This window comes from Streptomyces scabiei 87.22, from assembly GCF_000091305.1.
Lineage (GTDB): Bacteria > Actinomycetota > Actinomycetes > Streptomycetales > Streptomycetaceae > Streptomyces > Streptomyces scabiei.
In genome coordinates, this window is the sequence record NC_013929.1 from 2,829,286 (window position 1) to 2,845,733 (window position 16,448).

A 16,448-nucleotide genomic window follows, 5' to 3' on the forward strand; every position below is an offset into this window, starting at 1 on the left:
GACGGAGGAACGGAGGAGGTGACGGCCCGATCGGCGAACCGGACCGCCGCCCCTGCGTCTTCGCAGGTCCGGGCCATTGTCAGTGGTCGGGTGCAGGATGGTGGCATGGTCAGCTCCGCAGATCGAGCCCTCGACGGCTTCTCCCCCGCGACCCGCGGCTGGTTCACGGGGGCGTTCTCCGCGCCCACCGCGGCCCAGGCCGGGGCGTGGCGGGCGATCGGCGAGGGCTCGGACGTGCTGGTGGTCGCCCCGACCGGTTCCGGCAAGACGCTGGCCGCGTTCCTCGCCGCGCTGGACCAGCTGACGTCGAGCCCGCCCCCGGCCGACCCGAAGAAGCGCTGCCGGGTCCTGTACGTGTCACCGCTGAAGGCGCTCGCGGTGGACGTGGAGCGGAACCTGCGCAGTCCGCTGACCGGTATCCGCCAGGAATCGGTGCGGCTGGGACTGCCCGAGCCCGAGGTGAAGGTGGGCATCCGCTCCGGGGACACCCCGCCCGCCGAGCGCCGGGCCCTGGCCACCCGGCCGCCGGACATCCTGATCACCACGCCCGAGTCCCTGTTCCTGATGCTGACGTCGGCCACGCGTGACGCGCTCACGGGCGTGGAGACGGTCATTCTCGACGAGGTGCACGCGGTCGCGGGCACCAAACGCGGCGCCCATCTGGCCCTCACCCTGGAGCGCCTGGACGAGTTGCTGCCCCGGCCGGCCCGCCGCATCGGCCTGTCCGCCACCGTGCGTCCCGTCGACGAGGTCGCGCGCTACCTCTCCCCGCGCCGCAGGGTGGAGATCGTCCAGCCTCCGTCCGGCAAGGAGTTCGACCTGTCGGTGGTCGTGCCGGTGAAGGACCTGGGAGAGCTGGGCGGCTCCCCGGTCGCCGACGGCAACGAGGGTGCGGAACGCCCGTCGATCTGGCCGCACGTCGAGGAGCGGATCGCCGACCTCGTGCAGGCCCACCGCTCCACGATCGTGTTCGCCAACTCCCGCCGCCTCGCCGAGCGGCTGTGCAACCGGCTCAACGAGATCGCGTACGAGCGGGCCACCGGTGAGCCCCTGGACGAACACCACGGGCCGGCGGAGCTGATGGGCGGTTCCGGCGCGGCCCAGGGGGCGCCCCCGGTGCTGGCCAGGGCCCACCACGGCTCGGTCTCCAAGGAGCAGCGCGCCCTGGTCGAGGAGGATCTCAAGGCGGGCCGGCTGCCGGCGGTGGTCGCCACCTCCAGCCTCGAACTGGGCATCGACATGGGCGCGGTGGACCTCGTCGTCCAGGTGGAGTCACCGCCCTCGGTCGCCTCCGGACTGCAGCGCGTGGGCCGCGCGGGCCACCAGGTGGGCGCGGTCTCGACGGGCGTGGTCTTCCCCAAGTACCGCGGCGATCTCGTCCAGTCGGCCGTCGTCACCGAACGGATGCGCAGCGGCGCCATCGAGTCCATGAGGATCCCCGGCAATCCCCTGGACGTCCTGGCGCAGCAGGTCGTCGCCATGACCTCGATGGACACCTGGCAGTTCGACGATCTCCTGGCCACCGTCCGGCGCGCGGCGCCCTTCGCCGCCCTTCCCGAGTCCGCTTTCACGGCCGTCCTCGACATGCTGGCGGGCCGCTATCCGTCCGACGCGTTCGCGGAGCTGCGCCCGCGCGTGGTCTGGGACCGGGTCGCGGGCACGATCACGGGACGGCCCGGCGCCCAGCGGCTCGCGGTGACGTCCGGGGGCACGATCCCGGACCGCGGCCTCTTCGGGGTCTTCCTCGTCGGCTCCGACCCCAAGAAGGGCGGCGGCCGGGTCGGGGAGCTCGACGAGGAGATGGTGTACGAGTCCCGGGTCGGGGACGTCTTCACCCTCGGCACCAGTTCCTGGCGGATCGAGGACATCACCCGCGACCGGGTGCTGGTCTCCCCCGCGCCCGGCGTCCCGGGGCGCCTGCCGTTCTGGAAGGGCGATCAGCTCGGCCGCCCGCTCGAACTGGGGCGCGCGGTGGGCGCGTTCCTGCGCGAGGTCGGCGCCCTTTCCGAGGAGGACGCCCGGCTGCGTCTGCTGGCCGCCGGACTCGACGCCTGGGCCGCCGACAACGTCCTGTCCTACCTGGCCGAACAGCGCGAGGCCTGCGGCCACGTCCCCGACGACCGCACGATCGTCGTCGAGCGCTTCCGCGACGAGCTGGGCGACTGGCGGGTCGTCGTCCACTCCCCCTTCGGCGCACAGGTCCACGCCCCCTGGGCCCTTGCCCTGGGGGCGAAGCTCGCCGAGCGGTACGGCATGGACGCCCAGGTCATGCACGCGGACGACGGCATCGTGCTCCGCCTGCCCGACGCCGATCTGATGGGCCTGGACCTGCTCGACATGGAGCCCATGAAGACGGGCACCCCCTTGGACACGGCGGCCGACACGGAGCAGGCCCCGCTCGGCGCGGCGGACGTCGCCTTCGACAAGGGCGAGGTCGACCAGATCGTCACCGACCAGGTGGGCGGATCGGCGCTGTTCGCGTCCCGCTTCCGCGAGTGCGCCGCCCGCGCGCTGCTGCTGCCCCGCCGCAATCCGGGCAGGCGCACGCCCCTGTGGCAACAGCGTCAGCGCGCCGCCCAACTGCTTCAGGTGGCCAGCGAGTTCGGCTCGTTCCCGATCGTCCTGGAGGCGGTCCGCGAATGCCTGCAGGACGTGTTCGACGTCCCCGGTCTCAGCGAGCTGATGGGCGACATCGAGTCCCGCAAGGTCCGCCTCGTCGAGGTGACCACCCCGGAGCCCTCCCCCTTCGCCCGCTCCCTCCTCTTCGGATACGTCGCCCAGTTCCTGTACGAGGGCGACTCCCCGCTCGCCGAGCGCCGCGCCGCCGCCCTGTCGCTGGACTCCCGGCTGCTGGCCGAGCTGCTGGGTCAGGCGGAGCTGCGCGAACTGCTCGACGCCGAGGTGCTGGCCGAGCTGGAGCGGGAGCTCCAGTGGCGCACAGACGACCGGCGGGCCAAGGACGCCGAGGGTGTGGCGGACCTGCTCCGGCTCCTCGGCCCGCTCACGGACGCCGAGCTGGCCGAGCGCGGCGCCGAGCCGGGGTGGGCGCAGGAGCTGGCCGGGGCCCGCCGCGCCATCCGTGTCCGTATCGCCGGCACCGACCACTGGGCGGCGGTCGAGGACGCGGGCCGGCTGCGGGACGCGCTCGGCACGGCCCTGCCGGTGGGTGTCCCGGAAGCCTTCACCGAGCCCGTCAAGGATCCCCTCGGCGACCTGCTCGCCCGGTTCGCCCGCACCCACGGCCCGTTCACCTCGGCCACGGCCGCCGCCCGCTTCGGCCTCGGCGTGGCCGTCACGGACGGGGCGCTCCATCGCCTGGCGGCGAACGGCCGTGTCGTCCAGGGTGAGTTCCATCCGGCGGGCATCGGCCAGGAGTGGTGCGACGCGGCCGTGCTGCGCCGCCTGCGCCGCCGCTCGCTGGCGGCCCTTCGGCACGAACTGGAGCCGGTGCCGCCCGCCGCGCTCGCCCAGTTCCTGCCCCAGTGGCAGCACGTGGGCGGCGGTCACGGACTGCGCGGCATCGACGGACTGGTGCGTGCGATCGAGCAACTGCAGGGGGCCTCCGTGCCCGCCTCCGCGTTGGAGAAGCTGGTCCTGCCGTCCCGGGTCGCAGGCTACGCCCCCGCGATGCTCGACGAGCTCACCGCGGCCGGCGAGGTCGTCTGGGCGGGCGCCGGCGCACTCCCCGGCAAGGACGGCTGGGTCTCGCTGTATCTGGCGGACGCGGCCCCGCTCCTCCTTCCACCGCCGCACCCCCTGGAGCAGACCGCACTGCATGAGTCGATCATGACCAGCCTCTCGGGCGGCTACGGCCTCTTCTTCCGCCAGATCGCCGACCAGATCCGCGCGACCACCCACCCCGACGTCACCGATCCCCAACTGGCCGATGCCGTATGGGATCTCGCCTGGTCCGGACGGCTCACCAACGACACGCTCACCCCCATGCGCTCCCTCCTGGGCTCGGGCCGCACCGCGGGTTCCACCGCCCACCGTGCCAAGCGCACGATCCCGCGCGGCCGGTACGGATCCCTGACCGCCGCCGCCCGGCCCCAGTCCCGTACGGGCCCGCCCACGGTCGCCGGCCGCTGGTCCCTCCTGCCGACCCACGAACCCGACGCCACCGTCCGCGCCCACGCCCGGGCCCGCACACTCCTCGACCGCCACGGCGTGGTGACCCGTGGCGCGGTGGGCGCCGAGGGTGTCGAGGGCGGTTTCTCCGCCGTGTACCGCGTCCTGTCCGTCTTCGAGGAGAGCGGCCAGGCCCGCCGCGGCTACGTCGTCGAGGGTCTGGGCGCCGCCCAGTTCGCGATGGACGGCGCCGTGGACCGCCTCCGCGCGGTGTCCAACGCCCGCGACCGCGGCGAGCCCCTGGGAAACCCCGCGCCGAACGGCTCGGCACCCGACGGCTCGGCACCCAACGGCCCGGCCGAGACCCCCGGCACACTCCCGGCCCACACCCCCTGGGACGACTTCCCCGACGTACCCGGCCTCCGCGCCCCCGGCCCGGACGAGCCGTACGCCGCTGCCGCCTTCCCCGCCCCGGCGGCCTTCGAGGCCGGCCCCCGCGCCCGCGCCGGCCGGGACCCGCACCGCACCCGCAGCGCACCCTCCCCCCGAGCCGTCGTCCTGGCCGCGGCCGACCCCGCGAACGCCTACGGCGCCGCCCTCCCCTGGCCCGATCCGCCCACGGAGGCCGGACACAAGCCGGGCCGCAAGGCGGGCTCCCTGGTCGTCCTGGTCGACGGCGAGCTGACCGTGTACATGGAGCGCGGCGGCAAGACACTCCTGGCCTGGCCCGCCGACCCGGACGCCAGGCCCCTGGACGACCCGCGCCTCCGCCCGGCCGCCGAAGCCCTGGCGGGAGCCGCCCGCGCGGGCTCCCTCGGCACGGTCACGGTGGAGCGCGTGAACGGCGCCTCCGCCCTCACCTCCCCCCACGGCCCCCTCCTGGAAGCGGCGGGCTTCATCGCGACCCCGCGCGGCCTGCGCATCCGAGCATGACCACCGAAGCCCAGGCCCAGGCCCACGCCCACGCCCACGCCCACGCCCACGCCCACGCCCACGCCCACGCCCACGCCCACGCCCACGCCCACGCCCACGCCCACAGCCACAGCCACAGCCACAGCCACAGCCAGCTTCCCGCCCCCGGCCGCCCGACGCCTGCCCGCGCTCCCGAACCCGTGCCACCCTTGACCCATGCCCGAAGGTGACACCGTCTGGCAAGCGGCGAGGCGACTGGACACCGCCCTCGCCGGCCAGATGCTGTCCCGCTCCGACCTTCGTGTGCCGAAGTACGCCACGGCCGACCTCACCGGCCGTACCGTCCTGGACGTCACCCCGCGCGGCAAGCACCTCCTCACCCGCGTCGAAGGCGGCCTGACGCTGCACTCGCATCTGCGGATGGACGGTTCCTGGAAGGTGTACGCCAGCGGTGAGCGCTGGCGCGGGGGCCCGACGCACCAGATCCGCGCCATCCTCGGCACCACCGAGCGCACGGCCGTCGGTTACCGCCTGCCCGTACTGGAGCTGATGCGCACCGCCGACGAACACCGTGCCGTCGGCCACCTCGGCCCCGACCTGCTCGGCCCGGACTGGGACCCCGAACTCGCTCTCGCCAACCTCCTCGGCGACCCGGGCCGGGCGCTCGGGGAGGCGCTCCTGGACCAGCGCAACCTCGCCGGTATCGGCAACGTGTACAAGAGCGAGCTGTGCTTCCTGCTCAGGGTCACCCCGTGGATCCCCGTGGGCGCCCTCCCGGCGGAGGTCGCCGCGCGGCTGCCCGACCTCGCCAAGAAGGTGCTCGAAGCCAACCGCGACCGCCCGATCCGCAACACGACGGGCCACCGCCGCCATGACCTGTTCGTGTACGGCCGGGCCCCCCGCCCGTGTCTGCGCTGCCACACCCCCGTGCGCGCGGCCGACCAGGGGGACGGCTCCCGCGAACGCCCCACCTACTGGTGCCCGACCTGCCAGCCGGGCCCGGCCCCACTCCCGGGAGCCACGCGAACGCCCCGCTCGCATAGCCGAGTTCAGCGCCGCACGACTAATTGACGGACCGTTAGAAACGCTCGTACCGTCGAGTCATGCCCCTCCCGGCGTACGACCTCAGCGGCCGCACCGCGTTCGTCACCGGCGCCGGCAGCGGTATCGGCCGCGCGACGGCGGTCCTGCTCGCCGAGGCGGGCGCGGCCGTGCACTGCGCGGACCTCGACGCGGCCGGCCTGCACGAGACGGCGACCCTCATCAAGGCCAGGAACGCCACCGCCCACACCCACCATGTCGACGTCACCGACCGCGCCCGGCTCACGCGGGCCGTAGCCGCCTGCGAGCGGCTCCACGTGATGGCGGCGATCGCCGGGATCATGCACAGCAGCCCGGTTCTGGAGACCCGGGACGAGGACCTGGAACGGGTGTGGAGCGTCAACTTCAAGGGTGTCCTGCACGCCTGCCAGGCGGCGGCCGCCCGGATGATCGCCGACGGGACCCGCGGCAGCATCGTCACCATGGCCTCGGGCGCGGTCGACACCGGCGGGCCGGGGCTGCTCTGCTACGGCGTGACCAAGGCGGCGGTGGTCCAGCTGACGAAGACCCTGGCCACCGAGGTCGGCACCCACGGCATCCGCGTCAACGCGGTGGCCCCGGGCTGGGTCCGTACGCCCATGACCGACCGCCACGACGGCGAGGCGCAGGCGCGCACGGAGTCCTTCATGGCGCGGCTGTCACCGCTGAGCCGGGTCGGCGAGCCCGAGGACATCGCGCACGCCGTGCTGCATCTCGCCTCCGACGCCTCGGCGTTCACGACGGGTCAGATTCTCCGCCCGAACGGCGGGGTGGCCATGCCCTGGTGATCGCGGCCCCCACCGCGTCCTCCAGAACCGGACCACCCCTCGCGCCCCCTGACGCGCCCCCCGGCCGTCCCGGTGCCCGTCCCTTCGGTACGCAGTGCACAGGCAGGAGGCTCAGCCCCCACCCCCCGGCCGCGACGGCCCCCTCCACCGCGCCGGCGTCCGGCACCAGCGCGAGCCGCAGCACACCCCACCACCACAGCGCACCGAGCCCCAGAGCCGCCCCCCAGCGAACTATCCGCATGGCCGCCACCTCCAAGGCCTCCGGGCCCCCGACACGACGCTAGAGGGCCCTCGTCGCGGCCGGAGAGGGCGCACCACCGGCACAGGGACGCACGCCCCTCTCACGCGAACCGCGCACCCGGCGCACACGAGCGCCCCGGGGCCATGCACCGCCGTCCGCACGCCCCCGCCGCGCCCACCGGCGCCGGGGCGCACGGCCCACCGGACCGGAGGCGCGCGGAAGAACGGCACGGGTCCGCGCCGTGGGGCGACGTCGCGCTAACCGTTCTCCGCCTGGAACATCCAGTGGTGCTTCTCAAGATCGGCCGTGATCTGGATGAAGATGTCCTGGCTCACGGGATCCGCCTCCGCGGTGCTCTCCACCCGCGTCCGCATGCGGGTGATCACCGCGCCGAGCGCCTCCACCAGGGTGCCCACCGCGTCCGCGTCCTTGACCCAGCCGTCCGGGACCGTGCCGATGCCGCTGCTCCCGGCCACCGTCCCGGCCCGCCCGTCCGGCGGGACACCCAGGGTGGAGGCCCGTTCGGCGACCGTGTCGGAGTGCAGCCGTGCGGTGTCCACGACCTCGTCGAGCTGGAGATGGACCGAGCGGAAGCGCGGCCCGACCACGTTCCAGTGGATCTGCTTGGCCACCAGGGAGAGGTCGACGAGATCGACGAGGGCGCCCTGCAGCGCCTCGGAGACGGTCCTGAGGTCGGCCTCGGACAGCGGGCTCTTCACCACGTACATCAGCGCAGCTCCGGATTCTTGAGACGACCGTACGACCCCGTGCGCCCGCACATGTGTACGCGTCGCGCGCAGGTCCCCGTTCCGCCTCTCCACCATGACCGCACACCACCACCCCGGCAAACGGGACGCCACCGGCCCCCGATCCGGGCCCCGGCCCCGCTCCCTGCCTCGGCCTCGATCCCGCGGCAGGGGTGACGCGAAAGCCCCGGCCGGCGCCCCCAGGTCTCCCTGGAGGCCCCGACCGGGGCTCCACTGCGCTTCTTTCACTGCTTCACCGGCACGCGCCTCACAGCACGCACACCTTCGCGGCAGGTCAGGCCGCGACGACGTCCACCGCTTCGGCGGGTGCCTTGATCGTGACCCGCTCCGGCGGCACACCGGCCACCGAGACGGAGTTGAGCATCGGTCGACGCACTGGTGCTGGCACCGGCTCGGTGGCCGCTGCGGACTGGGCCAGCTCGGCAAGGGCGAGCTCGTCACTCACTTCCCGCATGAGCTCGGACATCCGTACGTCCAACGCGTCGCAAATGGCGGAGAGCAGCTCGGAGGACGCCTCCTTCTGCCCCCGCTCCACCTCGGAGAGATAGCCGAGTGAGACTCGGGCGGACGAGGAGACTTCGCGCAGAGTACGGCCCTGGCGCTGGCGCTGCCGACGCAGCACGTCACCCAGCAGGCGACGGAGCAGAATCATCGGTGGCTCCCTCCTCGGACCGCGTAGCCGCATCCTTCACGCCCCACCGTACCGCCTTGCGCTGCGGCCGTGCGGGGAGCGCTGTTGTGTTCACTCAGGGCTGCAAACATCAGGTCCCCCCGTTCTGTTCCGTATCCTGTGCCCGCTCATTTCCGGTCTGTTCGCCCGCAAGCTCCTCGAGAAGCAGTGCGAGTACGCTCCGTACACTCTCCATACGGATTTCCGCCCGGCCGCCGTTCAACCGCAACGACGACACTTTCCCGCCACGTGATACGCCGGAATCGGAGGCGGACGGCCCGGTGACGGCCACGTAGACGGTGCCGACGGCTTGGCCGTCCTGCGGTTCGGGACCCGCCACTCCGGTGGTCGAAATTCCCCAGTCGGCGCCGAGCGCCTTACGGACACCCTCGGCCATCTGGGCCGCGACCTGCGGATCCACCGCCCCCCGCTGCTCCAGGAGGGTGGCGTCGACATCGAGCAACTGGTGCTTGAGCTGCGTGGCGTATGCGGTGACGGAGCCACGGAACGCCTGGGAGGAGCCGGGGGCCGCGGTGAGCGCGGCCGCGACCAGACCACCGGTCAGCGACTCGGCGACGGCGAGCGTCTCACCCCTCACCGTCAGTAGTCGCAGCACTTCGGCGGCCGTGGACGTCAATGTTCCGCTCCCTCCGCCGAGGCTCGGCGTTCGGCGGTTCCCTGTCGGCGCAGCACAATGGCCTGTCTCACATAGTCGATTCCGGTGACCACTGTCAGAATGACGGCCGCGGCCATCACCCACCACCGCAGAGTGGCCAGCGGACCCTCCAGTACCAGGACGTACATCCCGACGGCGATGCCCTGGGTCAGGGTCTTCAGCTTGCCGCCGCGGCTCGCCGGGATGACTCCGTACCGGATGACGACGAAGCGCAGCAGTGTGATCCCGAGTTCGCGGCCGAGGATGACGCCGGTCACCCACCACGGCAGGTCACCGAGGTAGGACAGACAGATCAGCGCGGCCCCCATGATCGCCTTGTCGGCGATGGGGTCGGCGATCTTGCCGAAGTCGGTGACGAGGTCGTAGGTCCGGGCCAGATGGCCGTCGAAGACGTCGGTGATCATGGCGACGGCGAAGGCGGCCCACGCCCAGGCCCGCCAGACCGGGTCGTATCCGCCGTCCATGAGCATCAGCACGACGAAGCCCGGCACGAGGACCAGGCGGACCATGGTCAGGATGTTCGCGATGTTCCAGAGGCTGGCCTGGTTGACGGCGGCGGCTCCCAGCTTCCCGCCACGCACGGCCCGCGCCTCCCCGGCATCACTGGAGGCGGCGGCGCCCGGGGCGCCGGGAACGCCCGGGGCGCTCGTCGTGCCCTTGGCGCCGGAGGTGCCGCCCGCCGCGGATGCCGGGACTCCCGTCATCTGGCCGCCTCCTCAGTACACGCGTGGGAGCCGTGCGAGCCCGGAAGCACCTCGGCCACCAGATCGACGCCTTCCGTGCCGACCACCTTCGCCTCGACCATAAGGCCGACGCTCAGTTCCTCGCCGCTCGTGAAGAGCACCTGACCGTCGGTCTCGGGTGCCTGGTGGGCGGCCCGGCCGTACGCGCCCTCCTCGCCGTCGACGGACTCGACCAGCACGCGCACGGTCTGTCCGACGCGCTCCTCGGCACGCTGCGAGACCAGTTCCTCGGCCAGCCGCGAGACCCGTGCGAGCCGCTCGGCCACGACGTCCTCGGGCAGCTTGTTCTCGTACGTCGCCGCTTCCGTGCCGTCCTCGTCGGAGTAGCCGAAGACACCGATCGCGTCCAGTCTCGCGCCGTTCAGGAAGCGCTCCAGCTCGGCGAGGTCGTCCTCGCTCTCGCCGGGGAAGCCGACGATGAAGTTGGACCGCACGCCGGCTTCGGGTGCCTTGCCGCGGATGGTGTCGAGCAGTTCCAGGAAGCGGTCGGTGTCGCCGAAGCGGCGCATGGAGCGCAGCACGGCCGGGGCGGAGTGCTGGAAGGAGAGGTCGAAGTAGGGCACGACCTTGGGTGTGGAGGTGAGCACGTCGATGAGGCCGGGCCGCATCTCGGCGGGCTGGAGGTAGCTGACGCGCACCCGCTCGATGCCGTCGACCTCGGCCAGCTCGGGCAGCAGGGACTCCAGCAGCCGGATGTCGCCCAGGTCCTTGCCGTACGAGGTGTTGTTCTCGGAGACCAGCATGACCTCCTTGACGCCCTGCTCGGCCAGCCAGCGGGTCTCGTTCAGGACGTCGGAGGGGCGGCGGGAGATGAAGGAGCCGCGGAAGGAGGGGATGGCGCAGAAGGAGCAGCGGCGGTCGCAGCCGGAGGCGAGCTTCACGGAGGCCACGGGCGAGCCGTCCAGGCGGCGGCGCAGCGGCGAACGCGGCCCGGAAGCCGGAGCGAGCCCTTCCGGAAGATCGACCGGGGCGTGGCCCGGGAGCGCGACCTCGGCCGCCGACTCCTGGCGCTGGGCCGGGCTGATCGGCAACAGCTTGCGGCGGTCCCGCGGGGTGTGCGAGGCGTGGATGCCGCCGTTCAGGATGGTCTGGAGGCGGTCGGAGATGTCCGCGTAGTCGTCGAAGCCGAGCACGCCGTCGGCCTCGGGCAGCGCCTCGGCCAGCTCCTTGCCGTACCGCTCGGCCATGCAGCCGACCGCCACGACGGCCTGGGTTCTGCCGTGGCCCTTGAGGTCGTTGGCCTCCAGGAGCGCGTCGACGGAGTCCTTCTTGGCGGCTTCGACGAAGCCACAGGTGTTGACGACGGCGACGTCCGCTTCCTCGGCGTCCTCGACGAGCTCCCAGCCGTCCGCCTCCAAGCGGCCTGCGAGCTCCTCCGAGTCCACCTCGTTACGGGCGCAGCCAAGAGTGACGAGTGCGACGGTACGGCGTTCAGGCATGGGCTCAAGACTACTTCGTCCCAGTGACGGCCCACGTCGACGGGGTTGGCCGATCTTGGCCAACCCCGTCCCTCACGTTCTTCGCAGCGTCCGGAGGTGCGTGGCCCGGACCCGGCGGGCGCTCAGCCGACCTCGGGGTCGCCCTTCGTGTACGTCAGTCGTTCGACCTGGCCGGGCCGGAAGTCGTCCTGGATCTTCTTGCCGTTGACGTAGAGCTGGACGGCGCCGGCGTCGCCGAGGACGAGGTCGATCTTGGACCCGTCCTGGAAGGTCTTGGACTCGCCCTGCTTGAGGAGGCCGTCCCACAGGAGCCGGCCGTTGTGGTCCTTGGCGGAGATCCAGCTGCGCCCGTCGGAGGCGCTGACCCGCACGGTCACCTTGTCGCGGGGCGCTGCCGCGATGGCGCTGTCGGTCGGGTCGGCCTTGGGGTCGGCGTCGGGCTTGTCGGTCTTGGGCTTGGACGGGGCGGGCTTGCTGGTCGTGGGCGTGGAGCCCTCGGCGACCCGGGCGGAGGAGCCGTCGTCGTCCCCGCGGTCGAAGGCGGTGAAGCCGACGAAGCCGATCACCGCGACGATCGCGGCGACCATGGCGGCGGTCCAGTTGGGGCCGCGCCGCTCGGGCCGGATCCGTTCCGCCTCGAACAAGGGGGCCGCGGGCGTCGGCGCGGGCCGTCCGCCGTGGGCCTCGTCGTACTGTTCGAGCAGCGGGGCGGGGTCGGTGCGCACCGCACGCGCGAGGGTGCGGAGGTGACCGCGCGCGTAGACGTCGCCACCGCAGGGGGCGAAGTCGTCCTGCTCGATCGCGTGCACGATGGCGATGCGGACCCGGGTGGCGTTGCTGACGTCGTCGACGGTCAGCCCGGCCGCGATGCGTGCCTGCTGGAGGGCACGACCGATCGAGGGGCGTTCGTCACGGTCGTCTTCGAACGGACGCTCGTCTTCGGGGAAGTTGCCGTCAGGGGAGTTGCCGATGGACACGGGGGCGCCTTTCGAGCGTGTAGCCACCTGTGCTGGAGGTTCAGTCTAGGGGGGGTACGAAAGGGTGGGGCAACCGGGCGGTGGGACTTTGTACGCCATCAGAATGGCCGGTCATCCTGCTGGTGGTGAGGGTGGGGCACGGGGCTGTCCCCTCGTCCAACTTGACGTACGCCGAAGGGAAACGGTTGCTCACCATTTCCTTACGGGTGAGTCACGTTCGAATACCCGGATGCCGTAGTCGCATCCGCGTTCAGCCCGCCGGACAACCGGTTTCTTTCTGCCGTGCGCCCTTCTCGCGCCCCTCCGCGGTCCCGCCCGCGGCCCCTACGCCTCAGTCTCCCCCCGGATCACGGCCAGCACTCCGTCCAGCTCGTCGGGTTTCACAAGAACGTCACGTGCCTTGGAGCCTTCGCTCGGCCCCACGATGCCCCGCGACTCCATGAGGTCCATGAGCCGTCCGGCCTTGGCGAAGCCGACGCGCAGTTTGCGCTGGAGCATCGAGGTCGAGCCGAACTGGGTGGAGACGACCAGCTCGGCCGCCTGGCACAACAGGTCGAGGTCGTCGCCGATCTCCTCGTCGATCTCCTTCTTCTGCTTGGTGCCCACGGTGACGTCGTCCCGGAAGACCGGCGCCATCTGGTCCTTGCAGTGCTGCACGATCGCCGCGACCTCGTCCTCGGTCACGAACGCGCCCTGCATACGGGTCGGCTTGTTCGCCCCCATCGGCAGGAACAGCCCGTCGCCCTTGCCGATCAGCTTCTCGGCACCGGGCTGGTCGAGGATGACGCGGGAGTCGGCGAGCGAGGAGGTGGCGAAGGCGAGCCGGGAGGGCACGTTCGCCTTGATCAGACCGGTGACGACGTCCACCGACGGCCGCTGTGTGGCGAGCACCAGGTGGATGCCGGCCGCACGCGCCAGCTGCGTGATCCGCACGATCGCGTCCTCGACGTCGCGCGGCGCGACCATCATCAGGTCGGCCAGCTCGTCCACGATCACCAGCAGGTACGGGTACGGCGACAGCTCCCGCTCGCTGCCCTCGGGCAGCTTGACCTTGCCGTTGCGGATGGCCTCGTTGAAGTCGTCGATGTGCCGGTAGCCGAACGCGGCCAGATCGTCGTAGCGCAGGTCCATCTCGCGCACGACCCACTGCAGTGCCTCGGCGGCCCGCTTGGGGTTGGTGATGATCGGCGTGATGAGGTGCGGGATCCCCTCGTACGCCGTCAGTTCCACGCGCTTGGGGTCGACGAGGACCATGCGGACGTCCTCGGGGGTCGCGCGGACCATGACCGAGGTGATCAGGCAGTTGATGCACGACGACTTGCCGGAGCCGGTCGCGCCCGCGACGAGCACGTGCGGCATCTTCGCCAGGTTGGCCATCACATAGCCGCCCTCGACGTCCTTGCCGAGCGCGACCAGCATCGGATGGTCGTCCTCGGCCGCGTCCGCGAGACGCAGGACGTCGCCCAGGTTGACCATCTCGCGGTCGGTGTTGGGGATCTCGATGCCGACGGCCGACTTGCCGGGGATCGGGCTGATGATCCGCACGTCCGGGCTGGCGACGGCGTAGGCGATGTTCTTGGTCAGCGCGGTGATCCGCTCGACCTTCACCGCCGGGCCCAGCTCGACCTCGTACCGGGTGACCGTCGGGCCGCGGGTGAAGCCGGTGACGGCGGCGTCGACCTTGAACTCCGAGAACACGTTCGACAGGGAGGCCACTATGGCGTCGTTGGCGGCGCTGCGGGTCTTTCCGGGGCCGCCCCGCTCCAGGAGGTCGAGCGAGGGCAGGGAGTAGGTGATGTCGCCGGAGAGCTGCAGCTGCTCGGCGCGCGCCGGCAGCTCGCGGGGCTCGTCCGGGGCCTTCTTGGTCAGGTCCGGCACCAGGGCGTCCTGCCGGGCGCCCTTGGGCGGCCTGGTGGCGGGGGGTGCCTCCTTGGCCGGCTTGCTGCGCGCTGCCGGGACGGGCGTGGTCTCCTCCCGGTCGCCGACGCTCACGCCCTGGGTGAGGTCCGCGACGACCGGCGAGGGCGGCATTCCGTGCAGCACCGCCCCGTCGAGCGCGGCGGCGGCCGCCGCCGCGACGTCCACGGCGTCCATCGGCCGGTTCGGGTCCGGCTGCCGTACCGCGGAACGCCTCGGGCGACGCCGGGTGAGGGCCTCCTGCTCGGCGCCGTCGGGGTCGTACGGATCGGGGGCGGCGCCGCGCCCGCGGGGGCGTGCGGGCAGCGCGTCACGCCACTGCTCGTCGTAGCGGGCGTCGTCCTCGCCGTACTCGGCGACATCGTCCTCGTCGTCGGCGATGATGCCCAGCTTCTGCCCGAGCAGCCGCAGCCGCTGCGGGATCGCGTTGACCGGTGTCGCCGTGACGACGAGCAGTCCGAAGACGGTGAGCAGCACGAGCATGGCCACGGCCAGGGCCTCGCCCATGGTGTAGGTCAGCGGGGTGGCCGTGCCCCAGCCGATGAGCCCCCCGGCGTCCCTTATCGCCTGCATCCCGGCGCTGCGCGCGGGCGAGCCGCACGCGAGGTGGACCTGGCCGAGGATGCCGATGACGAGCGCGGACAGCCCGATGACGATGCGGCCGTTGGCGTCGGGCTTCTCGGGATGCCGAATGAACCGCACGGCGATGACCGCGAGCAGTATCGGCACGAGCAGGTCGAGGCGTCCGAAGGCGCCGGTGACGAGCATCTCGACGAGATCGCCGACCGGACCGCGCAGGTTGGACCAGGTACCGGCGGCGACGATCAGGCTGAGGGCGAGCAGCAGGAGCGCGACGCCGTCCTTGCGGTGCGCCGGGTCGAGACCCTTCGCGCCCTGCCCTATGCCGCGGAAGACGGCGCCGACGGCGTGCGCGGCACCGAGCCAGACGGCGCGTACGAGGCGGTACACGCCTCCGGTGGGACTGGGCGCCGGCTTCGGAGGGGCCGTCTTCCTCGCCGCCGCCCTCTTGGCGGGTGCCTTCTTGGCGGCGGCTTTCTTCGCGGGGGCCTTCTTCGCCGGAGCCTTCGTCGGAGCGGCCGCCTTCTTCGCGGGCGGCTTCTTCGCTGCGGACTGACGTGAGGCCATGGGTGTGAGGTTACCGGTGGAGACCACAGCCGACACGTGTGCCCACTGCTTCACCCGTTCGTGTCGCGAACTCCGGGCCCCGAAGCTGACGCGATGTGACACGGCCTCGGCCCGCACAGGGACCGCACGAAACGGGCGCGGCCCGAGGTCACTTGTCCGACCCCGCCCGCGCCCGACAACCCACCGGTTCACGCACCCGGGATTCCCCGGCGGAACATGCCCGGGAACCCACTCAGTTCTGCGACGGCAGCGACGGCGGACCGCCCGTGCCCGGCTCCAACGCGTCCAGCGCCCGGCGCAGGCCGGTGAGTTTGCGTTCGAGATGCGCCGCGGTGGCGACCGCCGCGGCGTCCGCCGAGTCGTCGTCGAGCTGTTTGGACAGCGCCTCCGCCTGCTCCTCGACGGCCGCGAGCCGCGCGGACAGCTCGGCGAGAATGCCGCCGGAAGGCTCCTTCGCACCGCCCGCGGCGCCCTTGCCGCCGCCCTCCAACTGAAGCCGCAGCAGCGCCGCCTGCTCCCTGAGCTGGCAGTTCTTCATATACAGCTCGACGAAAACCGAGACCTTGGCGCGCAGCACCCAGGGGTCGAACGGTTTCGAGATGTAGTCGACCGCACCCGCCGCATACCCGCGGAACGTGTGGTGCGGTCCGTGGTTGATGGCGGTGAGGAAGATGATCGGGATGTCCCGGGTCCGTTCCCGCCGCTTGATGTGCGCGGCCGTCTCGAAGCCGTCCATGCCCGGCATCTGGACGTCCAGCAGGATGACCGCGAAGTCGTCCGTCAACAGCGCCTTGAGCGCTTCCTCCCCGGACGATGCCCGCACCAGTGTCTGATCGAGCGCGGAGAGGATGGCCTCCAGCGCCAACAGATTCTCCGGCCGGTCATCGACCAGGAGGATCTTGGCCTTCTGCACCATGGCCCGTCCTCCTCGCCCCGGCTTGGGGCCTCCCCTGTCCGCAGGACTCGGCGCGACACCGGTCGGTGTCACCCCAGGGGACGACTCCCTCGCGCCACCCGTCCTTGT

13 protein-coding genes are annotated in these 16,448 nt (G+C 72.2%); 4 read left to right on the forward strand and 9 right to left on the reverse strand.

Going from position 1 to position 16,448, the window contains the following annotated elements; translation table 11 throughout:
* Positions 1-105: 105 nt before the first annotated feature.
* The 4 genes from SCAB_RS11805 to SCAB_RS11815 are packed head-to-tail and all read left to right on the forward strand — an operon-like array spanning position 106 to position 6,848.
* On the forward strand, positions 106-5,001 hold the full coding sequence (locus SCAB_RS11805; protein WP_013000299.1) for an ATP-dependent helicase: 4,896 nt from the start codon (positions 106-108) through the stop codon (positions 4,999-5,001).
* Complete coding sequence (locus SCAB_RS46925) at positions 4,998-5,210, forward strand: hypothetical protein (RefSeq protein WP_013000300.1); 213 nt, start codon at positions 4,998-5,000, stop codon at positions 5,208-5,210. Before SCAB_RS11805 ends, SCAB_RS46925 begins: the two co-directional genes overlap by 4 nt.
* Positions 5,197-6,051, forward strand: a complete 855-nt coding sequence (locus SCAB_RS11810; RefSeq protein WP_013000301.1) for an Fpg/Nei family DNA glycosylase — start codon at positions 5,197-5,199, stop codon at positions 6,049-6,051. Before SCAB_RS46925 ends, SCAB_RS11810 begins: the two co-directional genes overlap by 14 nt.
* A 32-nt stretch (positions 6,052-6,083) precedes the next feature.
* Positions 6,084-6,848, forward strand: a complete 765-nt coding sequence (locus tag SCAB_RS11815) for an SDR family NAD(P)-dependent oxidoreductase (protein WP_013000302.1) — start codon at positions 6,084-6,086, stop codon at positions 6,846-6,848.
* Here the strand turns inward: SCAB_RS11815 and SCAB_RS48380 are convergent.
* From SCAB_RS48380 to SCAB_RS11855, 9 genes are all read right to left on the reverse strand, one after another.
* Positions 6,796-7,089: a hypothetical protein gene (locus SCAB_RS48380; protein ID WP_078580308.1), complete on the reverse strand. Its 294-nt coding sequence runs from the start codon at positions 7,087-7,089 to the stop codon at positions 6,796-6,798. The two genes, SCAB_RS11815 and SCAB_RS48380, sit on opposite strands and share 53 nt — an antisense overlap.
* A 257-nt stretch (positions 7,090-7,346) precedes the next feature.
* Positions 7,347-7,817 (reverse strand): Dps family protein, encoded by a 471-nt coding sequence (locus tag SCAB_RS11820; protein ID WP_013000303.1) that lies wholly within the window; start codon positions 7,815-7,817, stop codon positions 7,347-7,349.
* Between the two features lie 313 nt (positions 7,818-8,130).
* Positions 8,131-8,508, reverse strand: coding sequence for a helix-turn-helix domain-containing protein (locus SCAB_RS11825; RefSeq protein ID WP_005481441.1), 378 nt, complete (start codon positions 8,506-8,508; stop codon positions 8,131-8,133).
* 109 nt (positions 8,509-8,617) lie between these two features.
* The gene (locus SCAB_RS11830) at positions 8,618-9,163 is read right to left on the reverse strand and encodes a CinA family protein (RefSeq protein WP_013000304.1); all 546 of its coding nucleotides are present in this window, start codon (positions 9,161-9,163) and stop codon (positions 8,618-8,620) included.
* Entirely contained in the window at positions 9,160-9,906 is a 747-nt protein-coding gene (pgsA, locus tag SCAB_RS11835) for a CDP-diacylglycerol--glycerol-3-phosphate 3-phosphatidyltransferase (protein ID WP_013000305.1), read from the reverse strand. Before pgsA ends, SCAB_RS11830 begins: the two co-directional genes overlap by 4 nt.
* On the reverse strand, positions 9,903-11,384 hold the full coding sequence (gene rimO / locus SCAB_RS11840; protein ID WP_037723960.1) for a 30S ribosomal protein S12 methylthiotransferase RimO: 1,482 nt from the start codon (positions 11,382-11,384) through the stop codon (positions 9,903-9,905). The genes pgsA and rimO overlap by 4 nt, the downstream gene beginning before the upstream one ends.
* Positions 11,385-11,506: 122 nt before the next feature.
* Entirely contained in the window at positions 11,507-12,361 is an 855-nt protein-coding gene (locus SCAB_RS11845) for a helix-turn-helix domain-containing protein (RefSeq protein WP_013000307.1), read from the reverse strand.
* 324 nt (positions 12,362-12,685) lie between these two features.
* A complete protein-coding gene (locus SCAB_RS11850; protein ID WP_231884979.1) occupies positions 12,686-15,424 on the reverse strand; it encodes an FtsK/SpoIIIE family DNA translocase in 2,739 nt (912 codons plus the stop codon).
* 232 nt (positions 15,425-15,656) lie between these two features.
* A complete protein-coding gene (locus SCAB_RS11855; protein WP_013000310.1) occupies positions 15,657-16,340 on the reverse strand; it encodes a response regulator in 684 nt (227 codons plus the stop codon).
* Positions 16,341-16,448 lie beyond the last annotated feature (108 nt).